Genomic DNA, 16,714 nt, shown 5'->3' with positions numbered 1-16,714 from the left:
TGGGGCCTCACAGGGTTTCCAGAGTCTTCTTCGCGCGGTCGCGGAACTCCGCCACGCGGGCGAGCTTGATGTCCTCGTACCCCCGGATCAGCTCCGGCAGCCCCGCGAGTTCCTCGACCGCCGCCGCGTTGCCGGGGTTGAGACGGGTCAGGGCGGTGTGGATCATGGTGCGGTACTCGGTGACCAGTTCGCGTTCGACCCGCCGCACCTCCGCGCGGCCGAATACGTCGAACGCGGTTCCGCGCAGCACCCGCGCCGCCCGCAGGCCGCGGAACAGGACGCCGGCCGAGCGGCGCAGGCGGATCTTACGCTTCATGCCCATCGCGCGCAGCACCGGCGGGTGCAGCAGCACCGACACGACGGCGTCCGCGCCGAACTCGCGCTCGCGCCGCGCGACCTCGGCGGGGTCGAGGTGGAGGCGCGCGACCTCGTACTCGTCCTTGTAGGCCATCAGTTTGTGCAGGCCGCGGGCGTAGGCCGTGGCGATGGCGGCGCCGGGCTCGGCGCCCGCGCGTTCGACGGCCAGCGCGGTCACGTGGCGGACGTCGCCGGCGTACGTACGGGCGTAGGTCGCGTTCTGGTAGCCCGTCAGGTCGGCGACCCGGGTGGCCACGAGCTCCTCCAGCTCCTGGGGCGCCTCCGGCTCCGAGCCGGGCAGCGCCGCCCGGCGGACGGCCTCCGGGTCGGCCACGGCGGCCCGCCCCCAGCGGAAGGCGGCCAGGTTCTGCTCGACAGAGGCCCGGTTGAGGGTGATGGCACGCTCGATCGCGTCGGCGCCGACGGGCAGGCAGCCTCGCTGGTACGCGGCCCCGAGCAGCAGCAGGTTGGCCGGCATGTGGTCGCCGAACAGCGCCTCGGACAGGGCGTGGGCGTCCACGCAGAGCTGCTCCTTGGTGGCCGAGGCCACCCGCGTGACCGCGTCGGCGTGGCCCGGCACCGGCACGCGGCCGGTCACCATGGCGGCGGTGGGGACGACGGCGGTGTCGAGCACGGCGACGGTGCGTTCGGGGGAGGCCACGGCGAGGGTGGCGTCGGCGGCCGCGCCGAGCACGTCGAAGCCGATGATCACGTCGGCGCCCCCCCGCGAGGCGCGTACGGAGCCGACAAGCGGGCGCTTGGAGAGCCGCACGTCGCTGACCACGGGGCCGCCCTTCTGCGCGAGCCCGGTCTGTTCGATCCCGGCGGCGTGCAGGCCGTCGAGATGGGCGGCCATCTGCAGGATCTGGGAGACGGTGACGACGCCGGTGCCGCCGATGCCGGGCATTCTGACCAGTACCTCGTCCCCATGCTGGGTCACGGGGTCGGTGAGCTCGACGGGGAGGGGTGGCGGGGTCGGCCGCGGCTTGCTGGTGCCCGGTTCGATCAGGAGGAACGAAGGGCAGTCGCCCTTGAGGCAGCTCAAATCAGTGTTGCAGGACGCCTGATGGATGCGGGTCTTGCGGCCGTACTCGGTCTCGACCGGCTGCACGGACAGGCACGTCGAGACGTCCCCGCAGTCGCCGCAGCCCTCACAGACCCGCTCGTTGATCAGCACCTTCTCGGCGGCCACGGGCACTTTGCCGCGCTTGCGCAGCCGCCGCTCCTCGGCGGCGCAGCGGTCGTCGTGGATGAGCACGGTCACGCCGCCGGCCGCGGCCAGCTCCTTCTCGACCTCGGGCAGGTCGTCGCGGTGCCGTACGGAGGCGATCGGCGCGAGCCGCACCCCGCGGTACGTCTCCGGCTCGGGCGTGGTGATCACGATCTTGCGGACGCCCTCGACGGCCAGCTCCTCGGCGAGCGCGGGCACGTCCAGCCGCCCCTCGGCGCGCTGCCCGCCGGTCATGGCCACGGCGTCGTTGTAGAGCAGTTTGTACGTCATCGTCACCCCCGCCGCGACGGCGGCCCTGATCGCCAGGGAGCCGGAGTGGTGGTAGGTGCCGTCGCCGATGTTCTGCACGAAATGCCGGTCCTCGGTGAACGGCGCCAGCCCGATCCACTGGGCGCCCTCGCCGCCCATCTGGGTGATGCCGACCTGGGTGCCGCGCCCGTGCCCGTCCAGCGCGATCATCGCGTGGCAGCCGATGCCGACGCCTACCAGCGTGTCGTCCGCGGTGCGGGTGGAGGTGTTGTGCGGGCAGCCGGAGCAGAAGTACGGGGTGCGGGCGGCGACGACCGGGAGCAGGCCGCGCCGGCGTTCCCGGCGCGGAGGAGTGAGACCGAGGCAGGTGGCGATGGCCTTGGCCACGTCCTCGGCGCTGAGCGTGCCCCTGGCGGTCAGCAGCTCGCGGCCCACGACGGCGGGGGCGCGCTCGCCGCCGTACAGGGCCTGCTTGAGCTGCCCTTCCAGGAACGGCACCTTGTCCTCGACCACCAGTACCTTGTCCAGGCCGGAGGTCATGGCGGCCAGCTCGGCGGCGTCGATCGGGAACGGCATCGCCAGCCTGATCAGGCGCAGGCCCAGCTCGTCGCGGGCCGCCTCGTCGAGGCCGAGGTCGGACAGCGCCCGCTCGACGATGGCGTACGTGGCGCCCGAGGCCAGAACGCCCAGGGTGGTGTTGCCGGCGCCGGACATGATCCGGTTGAGGCCGTGCGCGCGGGCGTAGGCGCGGGCCAGGTCGAGGCGGCGGGTGAGCAGGTCGTGCTCGGCGTCCAGGGCGGCGGCGCCGAGCAGGATGGGGGAGGGGCCCCTGGACTCCTGCCCGGGAACGGGGATGCCGGCGCGCAGCGGGCCGAGGTCGACGGTGGCCGAGGCGTCGGCGATGTCCGCGACGATCTTCAGGCCCACCCACAGGCCGGTGGCCCGCGACATGGCCACCGCGTGCAGCCCGTACTCGATGATCTCGGTCACGGAGGAGGGCGCGAGCAGCGGCAGCGACAGGCTCTGGCACATGGGCTCGCACGAGCTGGGCAGCGTGGAGGACTTGCAGCCGGGGTCGTCTCCGATCCACGCCACCGCGCCGCCGAGCGGCGCGGTGCCGGCCACGTTGGCGTGCCTGATGGCGTCGGCGGCGCGGTCGAGGCCGGGGTTCTTGCCGTACCAGAAGCCGGTGACGCCCTGGTGCCTGCGGCCGGGGACCTGGCCGAGCAGCTGGGTGCCGGCCACCGCAGTGGCGGCCAGCTCCTCGTTCAGCCCGGCCTGGAACACCACGCCCGCCTCGTCCAGGTACGGCTTCGCCCGGCCCATCTCCAGGTCGACGCCCGCCAGCGGCGAGCCCTGGTAGCCGGAGACGAACACGCGGGTGTCCAGCCCGCGGGCCTCGTCGAGGCGGCGCTGCTCCAGCGTCAGGCGGATCAGGGCCTGGATGCCGGAGATGAGCACCCGGCCGTCGGACGAGGTGTACTTGTCGTCGAGCGATACGGGGGCGGGAGTCTCGCTCACGCTCGAACCTCCTGGCTGTCGTACGTGCTGGGCGCTTACGTGAGATTCTCAGCACAGCAACCCGGGCAGGATGTGCGCAAGTATTAGATGAGAAAGTAGGTCGAAAACGCAAACAATATGAGCTGACGGGGTGTCCGGCTCGATTTGTTTGCGCCCGAAGGAGGCGTTCTCCGTGCCTGAGATCGACGAGATCGATCACCATGTGCTGCGGCTGCTGCGGGAGGACGGGCGCAGGACGTTCTCCGAGATGGCCGAGCGGATCGGGCTGTCGGTGGCGGCGGTCAAGCGGCGGGTGGACCGGCTGCGCGAGCTCGGGGTGATCACCGGCTTCTCGGTGCAGATCGACTACGCCAAGCTCGGGTGGGGGATCGAGGCGTTCACCGAGCTGCGCTATCCGGGCACGACGCCGGTCAGCGAGATCATCCGCACCGCGGCGGACGTGGCCGAGGTGCAGGCCGTCTTCACCATCGCCGGTGATCCGGACGCGCTGATCCACGTACGGGTGCGGGACCTGGGGCACCTGCAGAAGGTCATCGACCGGCTGCGCCGGGCCGGGGACGTCACGGGGACGAAGACGCTGCTGGTGCTCGGTTCGTGGACCAGGGACGCGCCGGTCCCCTGAGAGCTCCGTGAGGTGCCCTGAGCAGGTCAGCGGGTTCGCCCGGGGTGCGGGTCGCGGCGGGAGAACGAGCGTACGAGCAGGCCGATCGCGAGCAGCACGGCGACGCCCAGGCCGAGCATCCAGAGCGACGCGCCGGTCAGAGGGAGGGACTGGGTCCGGTGGTGCGCGGGGGGCGGCACCTCGGCACCGGCGGCGGGGGCCATCGGCTCGCCCTGGCCTTCGGCGATCTCGGACCCGATCGGCCCGGCCTGCTTGTGCTCCTCGCGATCATGGTGCTCGCGGCCGCGCGCCGCCCCGTCGCCCGTCTCCTCCTCCGCGATTTCGCCGGTGGGGGGTGTGGGGTCCGGTGACGGCGCGGCGCCGATGACGGCGGTGCCGGCGCAGGAACGGTTGTCCGCCGTGTTCTCCTCGCGCCCACCGGTGTGCACGGTGGCGCAGCTCTCGATCAGTCCGGAGATGCCCGGAATGACGGTGTAGGTGAACGTCCTGCGCTCGTTCGGGGCCAGCTCGCCGAGCGGACAGATGAGGGCCGGCCCCGTGGCGGGGCATTCGGCGGGCCGCTCCCCGATCGTGGCGCCGTCGCCGCCGGGATGATCCTGCACGGTGACGTCCACCGCCTGCGACGGGCCGTGGTTGACGACCGTCAGCCGGTAGGCGACGTGGTTGCCGGCGGGCGCCGTGGCCGGGGCGTGCTTGACGATCTCGACCTCGGCCACGGAGCGCGCCTGGACGATGAGCTGGGCCTCGTCGGCGGTCGCGTTCGGGGAGGTGACGTAGGCGCGGTTGGTGAGGTTCGTGCCGTCGGGGAGCTCGGGGCCGGCCGTGACCGGGATCTCGTACGTGATCTCGCGGCCAGGCGCGATCGTCAGGCCGGAGCCGCCGCAGACGACGGTGTGGCCGGTCGCGGAGCAGTCGGCGGGGAGCAGGCCGAGGGCGAGGTCCTGGTCGAGCAGGCCGGTGACGAGGACGTCGTCGGCGTCGCGGTCACCGGTGTTCGTCACGGTCACGGCGTAGACGGCGGCCGCGCCGGCGATCGGGGGGTCGGGGGTGAGGACGTCGGTGACGCGCAGGATCGCGTTCCTGTCCGGCGGCGGCGGTGGCACGGCCAGGTCGGCGGCAGAACGCCCGGAGTTCCCCGCCTCACCGGCCCGCCGCGAGTCACGGGCCGAGGGCGGCCCAGGGTGGCGCGGCTCGCGGATGGAGGACGGTCCAGGTTCGCGCGGGTCGCGGACGGAAGGCCAGAGCGGCCGGGAGTCGTCGGCGACGGGGGCGGGCGGCCGTGGGGCCACCGCTGTGACCGGGGCCGGCCAGAAAGTGGCGGCCAGCGCGGCCAGTGCGGTGATCGCCCCGAATCTGGGCGTGCCCATGTCCTACCCCCGACGTCGTACGTGCTCGGCCCGGGGCCGATCCTCCTCCCTCCGGACGGGCAAAAGGCCGGTCAGACCGCAATCATGCGCCCCCATGACGTGATCTTTGCCCGCCGGGTTCAGCGCTGGACGAACAGCTCTCCTCCGGCCGGGGACCGCACGCGTACCGTGAGAGCCATGGAGGGCGTCGCGCGTTACGACGAGATCGCCGACTTCTACGCGTCCGGCTGGAGCGACACCATCGACGACCCGGCCTCACTGCGCCTGCTGGCCCTCCTGGAGCCGATCGCGGGCCGCCGGGTGCTGGAGCTCGCCTGCGGGCACGGCCGGATCAGCCGCGAGCTGGCCCGCAGGGGCGCCGAGGTCGTGGGGGCCGACATCTCGGCCGCCCTGATCGGCAAGGCCGAGGCCGCCGAGCGCGCGGCCCCGCTCGGCGTGCGTTACCTGCACGCCGACGTCACCGCCGACGGCCGGCTGCGTGAGCTGGGCACGTTCGACGCGGTGGCGTGCGCTTTCGGCCTGTCCGACATCGACGATCTGGACGGCGCGGTCGCCGCCGCGGCTGCGGCGCTGCGCCCGGGAGGGCTCTTCGCCTGCTCGATCCTGCACCCGTGCTTCCCCGGCGGCCCCGGCGTCTCGGGCTCCTGGCCCGCCCACGCGAGCTACCAGGCCGAGGGCTGGTGGCGGGCCGACGGTGAGCAGTCGTCGCTGCGCCGACAGGTGGGCGCCAACCACCGGACGCTGGCGACGTACGTCAACACGTTCCGCCGCCACGAGCTGTGGCTGGACGAGCTGGCCGAGCCCGAGCCGGACCCGGTCTGGGCGGCGCGCCGACCGGAGGCGGCCAGGCACCCCGTCTTCCTCGTCATGAGATGCGTCAGGAGCTCAGCGGCGCGGCTTCCGGTCCGGACGGCGTGACAGGGCCGGCACCAGGCCGCGCGGCATGAAGAGCACCACCACGATGAGCACCAGCGCGTACACCGCGTACGACAGCACGCTCGGCGCGTACGTCGGCATCCCCGGCAGCGACGCCAGCCGGTCCAGCCCCTGCACCAGCAGGGTGATCGCGGTGGCCCCGACGACGGCGCCCCAGATCGTCCCCAGCCCGCCGACCACCGCCATCACGATGTACTGGATGGAGATGAGCACGGGGAAGGACCCGGGCGCGACGTACCCGGTGTAGAAGCAGTAGATGCCCCCGGCGAGCCCGGCGAAGGTGGCGGACAGGGCGAAGACCACCAGCTTGTAGCGGCCCACCGGGATGCCCGAGGAGGCGGCGGCCGTCTCGCTGGTGGCCAGCGCGCGCAGCGCGCGGCCGGGGCGGGAGGAGATCACGTTGTGCGTGATCAGCATGACCAGCGCCAGCCCGGCCCAGGTCAGGTACGCGTACGCCGCCGCCCCGTCGGCCTCGAACGAGCCCACGCTGAACTGCGGGATCGCCTGCAGCCCGATGTCGCCGCCGGTGAACTCCAGCTGCCCGGCCAGCGACAGCAGGATGAGCTGCATGGCGAGCGTGGCGAAGGCCAGATGGTGGCCGCGCAGGCGGAGCAGCGGCGTGCCGATGACGAGGGCGAAGACGGCCGCGGCCACGGGGGCGGCGAGCAGGCCGGCCAGCGGGGGCACGCCGCCGAGCGACAGGAGCGCGGCGGTGTAGGCGCCGATGGCGTAGAAGGCGCCCTGCCCGAGCGAGACCTGGCCGGCGTATCCCATGAGCAGGGAGACCCCGGCCGTGACGATGGCGGCCAGGCCGAGCAGGATGTAGACGGCCAGCGCGCTGTCGTCGAGCGTCGCGGGGAGCACGAGGGTGACGGCGGCGACCAGGAGGACGGCGGCCGGTTTGACATACCTGGTCATACCGTCTCCTCCGAGATGGCGGAGCGGCGACCGGCCTGCACGATCATGACGATGATCATCAGGCCGAGCGCCACCTCCAGCTGGTGGGAGCCGTAGCCGTACCCGGCGGCCATGGTCTCGGCCACGCCGAGCAGCAGCGCGCCGAAGAGCGCGATCACCGGCCGGGTGAGCGCGCCGAAGACGGCGGCGGCGAAGCCGTTGACGATGAGCGTCACGTCCGTGTCGAACGAGATCGGCCGCAGCGGCGTCACCAGCACCCCGGCGATGCCGCCGAGCAGCCCGCCCAGCGCGAACGCCAGCAGCCCCATCTTGCGGACGTCGATGCCGACGACGCGGGCGGCGTAGGGGTTGGAGGCGCACGCTGTCAGCGCCTTGCCCAGGTAGGTGCGGCCGAAGAAGAGCGCGAGCAGCACGAACGTGGCCGCCGTGACACCGATGACGAGCAGGTGCTGCGTCTGGATGTGGGCCCCCGCGACGGTCACCGAGCCGGCCAGCCCGGGGGCCGAGCGCGGCTGGTCGCCCCACAGGACGATCTCCACGGCGTACGCGAGCACGCCCACCCCGAGCGTGACGATCAGCGAGGCGAGCGGCGTGGTGCCGGGCTTGCCGATGGCGGCCAGCCCGGTCAGCAGGCCCGCCACCGCCGCCGCGAGCACGGCGGCCAGCTCGCTCAGCCCGTGCGGGAAGCCGAGCCCGAGCAGGGAGGAGGTGCAGAGCCCTGCGACGACGGCGAACGTGCCCTGGGCGAAGTTCACCACGCCCGTGACGCGGTGGATGGTGACCAGGCCGCTGGCGATGAGGGCGATGGCGCAGCCGACTGCCAGGCCGTTGAGGAGATACGTCAGGAAAGCGCTCATGTGACCGCACCGCCCAGATAAGCGGCCGCCACTCGCGGGTCCCCGGCCAGCTCGGCGCAAGGCCCCTCGGTCACCAGCCGCCCGGACTCCAGCACGTACGCCCGCGAGCACAGCTCGAACGCCAGCCGCGCGTTCTGCTCGATGAGCAGCACCGTCAGCCCCTGGGACCGGTTCAGCTCGGCCAGGTGCGCGGCCAGGTCGGCGGTGACGTTGGGGGCGAGCCCGAGCGACAGCTCGTCCACCACCAGCGCCTCGGGGCGCGACATCATCGCCCGCCCGAACGCCACCATCTGCTGCTCGCCGCCGGACAGCACGCCCGCCCGCCGCCCCGCCAGCTCGGCCAGCCGGGGCAGCAGCTCGTAGACGGGGGAGGGGTCGCGCAGGCCCGAGCGCCAGCCGCCGAGGGCGAGGTTGTCGGCGACGGACAGGTCGGGGAAGAGCTGGCGGCCCTCGGGGATGAGCGCGAGCCGCCCGCCGATCCGCACCGTGCCCGAGGCGGGGGTGATCAGGCCGGCCAGCGTGTTGGCCAGGGTGGACTTGCCGGCGCCGTTCGGGCCGAGCAGGGCCACCATCTCGCCGTCGCCGACCGTGAGCGTGAGGTGGTCGAGCGCGGTCGCGGTGCCGTACGAGACCACCAGGTCCTGGACCTCGATCATGAGGCCTGTCCGAGGTAGGCGGCCAGCACCAGGGGATCGGCGCGGATCTCGGCGGGCGGGCCGTCGGCGATCACCTGGCCCAGGTCGAGCACCACGACGCGGTCGGCGAGCCGGGTCACGAACGCCACGTCGTGCTCGACCAGCAGGATCGTCAGCCCGCTCGCCCGCAGCTCCTCCACCAGCGTCGCCAGCCGTTCGCGTTCCTCGCCGCGCAGCCCGGAGGCGGGCTCGTCGAGCAGCAGCAGGCGGGGCCGGGCGCACAGGGCGCGGGCCAGCTGCAGGGCCCGCTGCTGGCCGATCGGGAGCCGGTCGGCGGGCCGGTCCGCCCATTCGGCCAGCCCCACGCGTTCGAGCGCGGCGTCGGCCTCGGCCGCGTTCTCGCGCTCGGCGAGCCGGTGCCGCGGCAGCCGCAGCGCCGCGGAGACGAACCCCGCCTTGGTGCGCCCGTGCGAGCCCACCATGACGTTCTCCCTGACCGTCATGCCGCGGAACACGCGGGCCGCCTGGAAGACGATCGACATGCCGAGGCGGGCCCGCCGGTGCGGCGCGAGCCGGTCCACCCGGTGCCCGAGGAACGTGATCCGGCCGTGGTCGGCCGCCAGATGCCCGGTGATCAGGTTGAACAGGGTGGACTTGCCGGCCCCGTTCGGGCCGATCACCCCGCAGACTTCGCCGTCCGCGACGCTCAGTGAGACGTCGCGGACGGCGTAGACGCCCCCGAAGCTCCGGGAGACCCCACTGACCGAGAGCGCGCTTTCGTCCGGCACACCTCACCCCGCCGCGTTGACGGTCTTGGTGAGCTGCTCCTTGGCCCACTCCGTCGGGACGAACTGGCCGTTCTTCACCGTGTTGACCGAGATGTACTCGGGCGACAGGCCGGAGTGGTCGGTGGCGGAGTAGCGGAAGCGGCCGTTGGGCGTGATCAGGTCCATGCTCTCCAGCGCCTGCTGGATCTTGGTCTTGTCGGTGCTGTTCGCCTTCCTGATGGCCTCGAACAGCAGCAGCGAGGCGCTGTAGCCGTCCTGGGCGAACTGCGGGGGCGGATAGCCGTGTTTCTCCTGGTACGGCTTGGCCATCTGGTCGATGACCTGCTTCTGCTTGCCCTCCGGCAGGTGGTCGCCCACCACGCCGATGGCGCTCTGCACGGTCATGCCCTCGGCCGCGGCGCCCATCGGCTCCAGCCACAGCTTGCTCGCCTGCGACGCGGTCAGGAACAGCGGCGTCTTCAGCCCGGAGGCCACGTACTGCTTGGCCGCCGTCACGCCGGGCGCGCCCGAGCCCCAGAACACCAGGGCCTCGGCCTTGGAGTCGCGCACGTGGGTGAACATGGGGCTGAAGTCGGAGGTGGTCGTCTCGTACGGCTCGTCCACGGCGATCGTCACGCCGTACTTGGCCGCCAGGGCCACCATCGCCTTGTGACCGGAGACCGAGTAGGCGCTCTTGGAGTCCCAGCCGACCGCGATCGTCTTGATGCCCTGGGCCTGGATGTACTGCAGGAAGCGCTCGGCGTACATGCTGGACAGGGCGGGGGTGACGAAGATGTAGGACTTGATCGGCTCGACCTGCTCCTGCGCCGGCGCCAGCGACAGGTACGGCATCTTGTCGCGCTGCGCGAGCGGCTCGACCGCCAGCGCCGAGTTGGAGAACACCGGGCCGATCAGCGCGTCGATCTCGCCCTTGATCTGGTTGTAGGCCACGATGCCCTGGTCGGGGGCGGTCTTGTCGTCGCGGGTGACCAGCTCGACCTTGCGGCCCAGCAGCCCGCCCTGGGCGTTGACCTGCTCGACCGCCAGCTCGACGGCCTTCTTGTCCTCGCTGCCGAGCGGGGTGTAGTTGCCGGTCAGGGAGACGAGCAGGCCCACCTTGATCGGGTCGGCGGCGCCGGAGCCCTGCTCGCCTCCGCCTCCTCCGCAGGCGGTCACGGCCAGCAGCAGGCAGGCCAGGGACGGGAGAAGCCGGCGCATCAGGACCTCCTGGGCGGGGCGATGTGGCCCCGAATGTAGGCATGTACATTACGGCTGTCAATAGAGTGCCGAATTTCGGGAGACAAGCTGTTATGAGGCCTCAGTCGGTGATTCTGACCTTCCTCGGGGACCACGTATACGGCCGCGGGGTCTGTGTCTCGTCGGGCAGTTTCATCGAGGCGTTCGCCCGGGTCGGCATCTCGGAGGAGGCCACCCGCTCGACGCTGACCCGGATGGTGCGGCGCGGCCTGCTGCGCCGGCAGCGATCGGGCCGGCGCATGTACTTCGGCCTCACCCCGACCAGCGCCGAGGTGCTGAAGAACGGCGAGCGGCGCATCTGGCACAGCGGCGTGGTCAACGACGCCGACGAGGACCGGTGGACGCTGATCGGCTTCTCGCTGCCCGAGTCCTGGCAGCGGCAGCGGCACGAGCTGCGCTCCCGGCTGATCTGGGCCGGGTTCGGCCCGCTGCGGAACGGGCTGTGGATCGCTCCCGGCGAGGTGGACGCGGCCGGCGTGATCGACGACCTGGGCGCGAACGTCCGGGTCTTCTCCGCCGAGCCGCGCTCGCCGACGGACATGCAGGCCCTGGTCGCCGACGCCTACGACCTGGCCGGGCTGGGCGCCCGCTATCGCGACTTCCTGCGCCGCTGGGACCAGGCCGATCCGGCGCCCGACGCCCCCGACGACCTGGCCAGGTCGCTGACGCTGCTCACCGACTGGCTGGAGATCATCAGGACCGATCCGCGGCTGCCGCTGCGGCACCTGCCGCACGACTGGCCGGCCGAGAAGGCGCAGCGGGTGTGCCACACGCTGCACGAGCGGTTCCGGCCGGAGGCGGCGCGGGTGGTGGCGGGGCTCCTCGACACCGTGCCCGATGAAACTTGGGCAGAACGGTGACAGCGATCGGATAGTGGCCTAACTTGAGGGCTTGAGCGCGGAGGAGTGCCGATGCGGAATCAGGGGATGGGGTCGTGGCCCGCGCGCAGGGCACGTATGACGCCGGAGCGGGTCGCGCTGTCGTACCGGGGGCGCGATCACACCTACCGCGAGCTGTGCGAACGCGTGAACCGGCTGGCCTGCGCGCTGGCCGCGAGCTTCGGGGTGCGGCGCGGCGACCGCGTCGCCTTCCTCGGCGTCAACCAGCCCTCGGCGGTGGAGACGTTCTTCGCGGCGGGGCTGCTGGGGGCCGTGTTCGTGCCGCTCAACACCCGGCTGGCCCCGCCCGAGCTGCGTTACGTCCTCCAGGACGCCGAGCCGTCGGTCCTCGTGCTGGGCGAGGAACGCGACGGCGACGGACTGCCGGGACGGCACCTGCCCGCCCGCGACTACGAGACGCTGCTGGCGTCGGGGTCGCCCGAGCCCGTCGACGAGCCCGTGGGCCACGACGACGTGTGCCTGATCATGTACACCTCGGGCACCACGGGCCATCCCAAGGGCGCCATGCTCACCCACGGCAACCTCACCTGGAACACCTTCAACCTGCTCGTGGACGTGCCGCTGGCGCACGACGAGGTGGTGCTGATCAGCGCGCCGCTGTTCCACATCGCGGCGCTGGCCCAGACGCTGGTGCCGAGCGTGCTCAAGGGCGGGCGGGTCGTCCTGGAGCCGTCGTTCGACGTGGAGCGCACGTTCGACCTGATCGAGTCGGAACGGGTGACGGTGATGTTCGGGGTGCCGTCGATGTTCGGCTTCCTCGCCCGTTCGCCGCGCTGGGACAAGGCCGACCTGTCGAGCCTGCGGCACCTGCTGTGCGGGGGCGCGCCCGTGCCCGAGCCGCTGATCAGGACCTACCAGGAGCGCGGGCTGCTGTTCCTCCAGGGCTACGGCATGACGGAGGCCGCGCCGGGCGCGCTCTTCCTGGGCGCCGAGCGTTCCGTCGAGAAGGTCGGCACGGCCGGCGTGCCGCACTTCTTCTCCGACGTGCGGCTGGTCGCCCCCGACGGCTCGCCCGCCAGGCCCGGCGAGCCGGGCGAGCTCTACGTGCGGGGCCCCAACGTCATGCCCGGCTACTGGCGGCGGCCCGAGGCGAGCGCCGAGGTGCTGTCGGCCGACGGCTGGTTCCGCTCCGGCGACGTCGGCGTCGCCGACGAGGACGGCTACGTGCGGATCTCCGACCGGATCAAGGACGTGATCATCTCCGGCGGCGAGAACGTCTACCCCGCCGAGGTGGAGGGCGCCCTGTACGAGCACGCCGCGGTGGCCGAGTGCGCGGTGATCGGGGTGCCCGACCAGAAGTGGGGCGAGGTGGGCAAGGCCCTCGTGGTGCCGCGCCCCGGCGCCACGGCCGCGCCGGAGGAACTGCTGAAGCACCTGGACGGCCGCCTGGCCCGCTACAAGATCCCGAAATATGTTGAATTCGTGGCTGAACTGCCTAAGAACGCGGCGGGCAAGCTGCTCAAGGCCCCGCTGAGAGAGCTCTACGGAGGATGATCGCCCATGCGTACCTCACCGCCCTTCCGTGCCGACCACGTCGGAAGCCTGCTCCGCCCCCCGGAACTGCTGCGCGCCCGGCAGACCCGCACCGGCGAGGCGCTGCGCGAGGTGGAGGACGAGGCGATCAGGGCGGTCGTCCGCGGCCAGCGTGAGGCGGGCCTGCAGAGCGCCACGGACGGGGAGTTCCGCCGGGCGTCCTGGCACATGGACTTCATCTACCAGCTCGGCGGCATCGGCCAGGCCTCCGACGAGCAGATCACGGTGCGTTTCCACAACGAGCAGGGCGACATCGAGTTCACCCCGGCCGCCCTGCGGGTGCACGACCGGATCCGGCTGAACGAGCCGATCTTCGCCGACGACTTCGCGTTCCTGCGCGACACGGTGGAGCCGGGGGTGACGCCCAAGCTGACCATCCCGTCGCCGAGCATGGTGCACTACCGCGGCGGCCCCGCCGCCATCGACCCCGGCGTCTACCCCGACGTGGAGGAGTTCTGGCGGGATCTCAGCGCCGCCTACGCCGAGCAGGTCCGCAGGATCGGCGCGCTGGGCTGCACGTACCTGCAGTTCGACGACACGAGCCTGGCCTATCTGAACGACCCGGCGCAGCGCGCGGAGCTGAGCGAGCGCGGCGACGACGCCGAGCACATGCACCTGCGTTACATCAAGCAGATCAACGCGGCGCTCGCCGCCAAGCCGGCCGGCATGACGATCACCACGCACATGTGCCGGGGCAACTTCCGCTCCTCGTGGGCCGCCGCCGGCGGCTACGACTTCGTGGCCGAGGCGCTGTTCGGCGAGCTGAACGTGGACGGGTTCTTCCTGGAGTTCGACGACGAGCGCTCGGGCGGCTTCGAGCCGCTGCGCTACGTGCCGCCCGGCAAGATGGTCGTGCTCGGCCTGGTCACGACCAAGCGCGGCGAGCTGGAGTCGAAGGACACGCTCAAGCGGCGGATCGACGAGGCGGCCAAGTTCGTCGACCTCGACCAGCTCTGCCTGTCGCCGCAGTGCGGGTTCTCCTCGACGCTGGAGGGCAACGAGCTCACCGCCGACGAGCAGTTCGCCAAGCTCCGCCTCATCGTCGAGACCGCTCAGGAGGTGTGGGGCAGTGCTTAGAGCGTCACCACCGTGCCGCTGAGGCGCGCGCGTTCGGCGGCCCAGACGACGCGGTGCGTCATCAGGCTCTGCTCCGCGTCCGAGCGCAGCAGCGTGGCGTCGCCCGAGGCGACGGCGGCGAGGAAGGCGTCGGTGAGCCCCTCGTCGCCGCCCCCGTGCCCGTCGGCCGCCGACGGGCCGCCGGCCTCGGCGACGGTGACGGTCTCCTCCTCCCCGGTGCGGAAGTCCACCACCCGCAGGGTGCCGCCGTCGCCCTCGATGTAGCCGTGGGTGCCGAACAGGCGGGTGCGGCGGTGCTCCATCGGGGTGAACGCGCTCATCGTGAACGAGCACGTGCCGCCGTCGTCGAACTCCATCATCACCTCCTGGTGATCGACCACGTCGTTGTCGCAGGCGTACACGCAGCGTCCGTACGGGCCGGTGCGCAGCGCCTCCAGCACGTCGGCCTCGGTGCGCCCAGGCGTGACGGCCCCGAGCGGCCAGAACTCGCTCTCGGGGTCACCGAGGCAGCCCAGATAGAGCCGCGGCGCCGAGTACGGGCACGACGGCTCCAGCGGGCAGTCCAGGCACCGGTCGGCCGCGGCGGCGGGCCGCTCCTCGGCGCGGAAGTGCGACAGGGAGCCGAACGACGACACCCGGACCGGCGGCCGGCCGAACAGGTGCACCAGCCAGTCCACGTCGTGGCAGGCCTTGGCCAGCAGCATCGGCGCCGAGGTGTCCGCGCGCCGCCAGTGGCCGCGGACGAACGAGTGCGCCTGGTGCCACCAGCCGACCGGCTCCAGGTGCTGCACGCTGACCAGCCGGCCGATCCGGCCCTCGTCCAGCAGGTCCTTCACCACCCGCGTGTACGGCGTGTAGCGCAGCACGTGGCAGACCGCCAGCATGATGCCGTTGCGCACGGCCGCCGCGGCGATGGCGGCCGCCTCCGGCTCCTCCGTGGCCATCGGCTTCTCCAGGAGGATGTGGTAACCGAGGCCGGCCAGCGTCACGGCGGGGTCGGTGTGCATCCGGTCCTGCGTGGCGATGACGGCCGCGTCCGCCAGCCGGCCGGCCGCCGCCAGGTCCTTCCAGCCCTCGTGCACCCGCTCGGGCGCGATCCCGAACTCGGCCGCGAACGCCGCCCGCCGCACGGGATCGGGCTCCGCCACGGCGACCACCCGCCCGGCTCCCGTCGCGTGCGCGCGGCGCGCGTACGTCAGCCCTCGCAGGCCGCCGCCGACGACGGCTAGAGTCACCTCAGTCATTGGAACCTTCCCCCCGAACAAATATCATGGAGAGCATCATTATTCGGTTCTGGATAGCTGACAGCAAGGGGGGCCGATGGCCGGGGATGTGACCGGCGGCGACCTGTCCAGGCTGCGGCAGCTCAACGCGCAGGCCGTGATCAGGGTGTTGCAGGGCAGCTCGTCGCTCACGCTGACCGAGGTGGCCAGGAGCACGGGGCTGTCACGCGCGTCGACCGAGGACGTGGTGCGCGAGCTGCTGCAGAAGGGCTGGGTCGCCGAGGCGGGCGCCACGGCGGGCGGGGTCGGCCGCCCGGCCAGGCGCTATCGGTTCAGGTCCGAGGCGGGCCGGGTGCTCGGCGTGGACATCGGCGGGCACAAGATCCGCGCGGTGGTCGCCGACCTCGACGGCGAGGTGCTGCACAGCGCGCGGGTCGCGGTGACGCCCGAGATGGGCCGGCTCGAACGCCTGGCGGCGGTGGACCGGGCGGTCGCGGAGTGCCTGGAGGGCGCCGGGCTGACCGGCGGCGACGTGTGGGCCTCGGGCGTCGGCACCACCGGCCTGGTGGACGGCGCGGGCCGGGTGCTGCTGTCGGACGCGCTGCCCGAGTGGACCGGCGTCGACCTGGCCGCCCACGTACGCCGGATGTGCCCCGCCCCGGTGCTGGTCGAGAACGACGGCAAGCTCGCCGCCCTGGCCGAGTGCTGGCGCGGCGTGGCCCGCTACGCCAAGGACCTGGTGTTCCTGCTGGCCGGGTTGCGGACAGGAGCCGGTCTGATCATCGACGGCAAGCTGCACAGGGGTTTCGCCAACGCCTCCGGCGAGATCGGGGCGCTGCCGGTGCTCGGCTGGATCCGCGCCCAGGAGCACCTGGTGGCCGCCAGCGGCGAGGCCGGCGACGTGTTCGCCGCCGCGCGGGAGGGCGACAAGGCGGCGGTCGCGGCCGTGCGCCGCTACGTCAAGGACCTCGCGCTCGGGGCGTCCGCGCTGGTCCTGACGCTGGATCCGCAGATGGTCGTGGTCGGCGGCGGCTACTCGCGCTCGGCCGACGTGCTCATCGAGCCGCTCAAGCGGGAGCTGGACCGCTGGTGCATCCGTACCCCCGAGGTGCGCATGTCGGCGCTGGGCGACGAGGCCGTGGTGCTCGGCGCCGTCCGGCTGGCGCTCGACGACGTCGAGGACCGGGTGCTCGACGGCCGCAGCCCGCTCGTGAGCCATCTGTAACACGCTCAGCTCTTGCCAACTATTTCACTGGACTCCATCA

14 protein-coding genes are annotated in these 16,714 nt (G+C 72.5%); 6 read left to right on the top strand and 8 right to left on the bottom strand.

From position 1 onward, the window contains the following. Positions 1–7 precede the first annotated feature (7 nt). Positions 8–3,358 (bottom strand): indolepyruvate ferredoxin oxidoreductase family protein, encoded by a 3,351-nt coding sequence (locus tag ABFX54_RS11055; protein WP_346103821.1) that lies wholly within the window; start codon positions 3,356–3,358, stop codon positions 8–10. Between the two features lie 172 nt (positions 3,359–3,530). Between ABFX54_RS11055 and ABFX54_RS11050 the strand changes: the two genes are divergently transcribed. Next, complete coding sequence (locus ABFX54_RS11050) at positions 3,531–3,980, top strand: Lrp/AsnC family transcriptional regulator (protein WP_106236084.1); 450 nt, start codon at positions 3,531–3,533, stop codon at positions 3,978–3,980. Positions 3,981–4,006: 26 nt separating this feature from the next. Here the strand turns inward: ABFX54_RS11050 and ABFX54_RS11045 are convergent, their stop codons facing one another. After that, positions 4,007–5,347: a COG1361 family protein gene (locus ABFX54_RS11045; protein ID WP_346103819.1), complete on the bottom strand. Its 1,341-nt coding sequence runs from the start codon at positions 5,345–5,347 to the stop codon at positions 4,007–4,009. Positions 5,348–5,524: 177 nt separating this feature from the next. On the opposite strand from ABFX54_RS11045, the gene ABFX54_RS11040 reads away from it, so the two are divergent. Continuing rightward, the gene (locus ABFX54_RS11040; protein ID WP_346103818.1) at positions 5,525–6,265 is read left to right on the top strand and encodes a class I SAM-dependent methyltransferase; all 741 of its coding nucleotides are present in this window, start codon (positions 5,525–5,527) and stop codon (positions 6,263–6,265) included. Here the strand turns inward: ABFX54_RS11040 and ABFX54_RS11035 are convergent. Genes ABFX54_RS11035 through ABFX54_RS11015 form a run of 5 tightly spaced genes read right to left on the bottom strand, consistent with a single transcriptional unit; the run spans position 6,233 to position 10,678 of the window. Further along, the gene (locus ABFX54_RS11035) at positions 6,233–7,201 is read right to left on the bottom strand and encodes a branched-chain amino acid ABC transporter permease (protein WP_346103816.1); all 969 of its coding nucleotides are present in this window, start codon (positions 7,199–7,201) and stop codon (positions 6,233–6,235) included. The genes ABFX54_RS11040 and ABFX54_RS11035 overlap by 33 nt on opposite strands. Next, positions 7,198–8,058, bottom strand: a complete 861-nt coding sequence (locus tag ABFX54_RS11030) for a branched-chain amino acid ABC transporter permease (protein WP_346103815.1) — start codon at positions 8,056–8,058, stop codon at positions 7,198–7,200. Before ABFX54_RS11030 ends, ABFX54_RS11035 begins: the two co-directional genes overlap by 4 nt. Continuing rightward, positions 8,055–8,714 (bottom strand): ABC transporter ATP-binding protein, encoded by a 660-nt coding sequence (locus ABFX54_RS11025; protein ID WP_346103813.1) that lies wholly within the window; start codon positions 8,712–8,714, stop codon positions 8,055–8,057. Before ABFX54_RS11025 ends, ABFX54_RS11030 begins: the two co-directional genes overlap by 4 nt. Next, on the bottom strand, positions 8,711–9,481 hold the full coding sequence (locus ABFX54_RS11020) for an ABC transporter ATP-binding protein (RefSeq protein ID WP_346103811.1): 771 nt from the start codon (positions 9,479–9,481) through the stop codon (positions 8,711–8,713). Before ABFX54_RS11020 ends, ABFX54_RS11025 begins: the two co-directional genes overlap by 4 nt. Before the next feature lie 3 nt (positions 9,482–9,484). Next, positions 9,485–10,678, bottom strand: a complete 1,194-nt coding sequence (locus ABFX54_RS11015) for an ABC transporter substrate-binding protein (protein ID WP_346103810.1) — start codon at positions 10,676–10,678, stop codon at positions 9,485–9,487. A 107-nt stretch (positions 10,679–10,785) separates the two neighbouring features. Here ABFX54_RS11015 and ABFX54_RS11010 point away from each other — a divergent pair, with 107 nt between their 5' ends. Genes ABFX54_RS11010 through ABFX54_RS11000 form a run of 3 tightly spaced genes read left to right on the top strand, consistent with a single transcriptional unit; the run spans position 10,786 to position 14,226 of the window. Beyond that, positions 10,786–11,577 (top strand): PaaX family transcriptional regulator, encoded by a 792-nt coding sequence (locus tag ABFX54_RS11010; RefSeq protein ID WP_346103809.1) that lies wholly within the window; start codon positions 10,786–10,788, stop codon positions 11,575–11,577. A gap of 51 nt (positions 11,578–11,628) precedes the next feature. Next, entirely contained in the window at positions 11,629–13,110 is a 1,482-nt protein-coding gene (locus ABFX54_RS11005; protein ID WP_346103807.1) for an acyl-CoA synthetase, read from the top strand. Positions 13,111–13,116: 6 nt separating this feature from the next. Beyond that, on the top strand, positions 13,117–14,226 hold the full coding sequence (locus tag ABFX54_RS11000) for a 5-methyltetrahydropteroyltriglutamate--homocysteine S-methyltransferase (RefSeq protein WP_346103805.1): 1,110 nt from the start codon (positions 13,117–13,119) through the stop codon (positions 14,224–14,226). Here the strand turns inward: ABFX54_RS11000 and ABFX54_RS10995 are convergent. Next, complete coding sequence (locus ABFX54_RS10995; protein ID WP_346103803.1) at positions 14,223–15,470, bottom strand: Gfo/Idh/MocA family protein; 1,248 nt, start codon at positions 15,468–15,470, stop codon at positions 14,223–14,225. The genes ABFX54_RS11000 and ABFX54_RS10995 overlap by 4 nt on opposite strands. A 76-nt stretch (positions 15,471–15,546) precedes the next feature. Between ABFX54_RS10995 and ABFX54_RS10990 the strand changes: the two genes are divergently transcribed. Further along, positions 15,547–16,674, top strand: coding sequence for an ROK family transcriptional regulator (locus ABFX54_RS10990; protein ID WP_346103802.1), 1,128 nt, complete (start codon positions 15,547–15,549; stop codon positions 16,672–16,674). Positions 16,675–16,714: the final 40 nt, after the last annotated feature.

Origin of the sequence: Nonomuraea maheshkhaliensis (genome assembly GCF_039529435.1) — a bacterium.
GTDB lineage: Bacteria > Actinomycetota > Actinomycetes > Streptosporangiales > Streptosporangiaceae > Nonomuraea > Nonomuraea maheshkhaliensis.
This window is presented reverse-complemented; position numbering and strand designations above follow the sequence as displayed.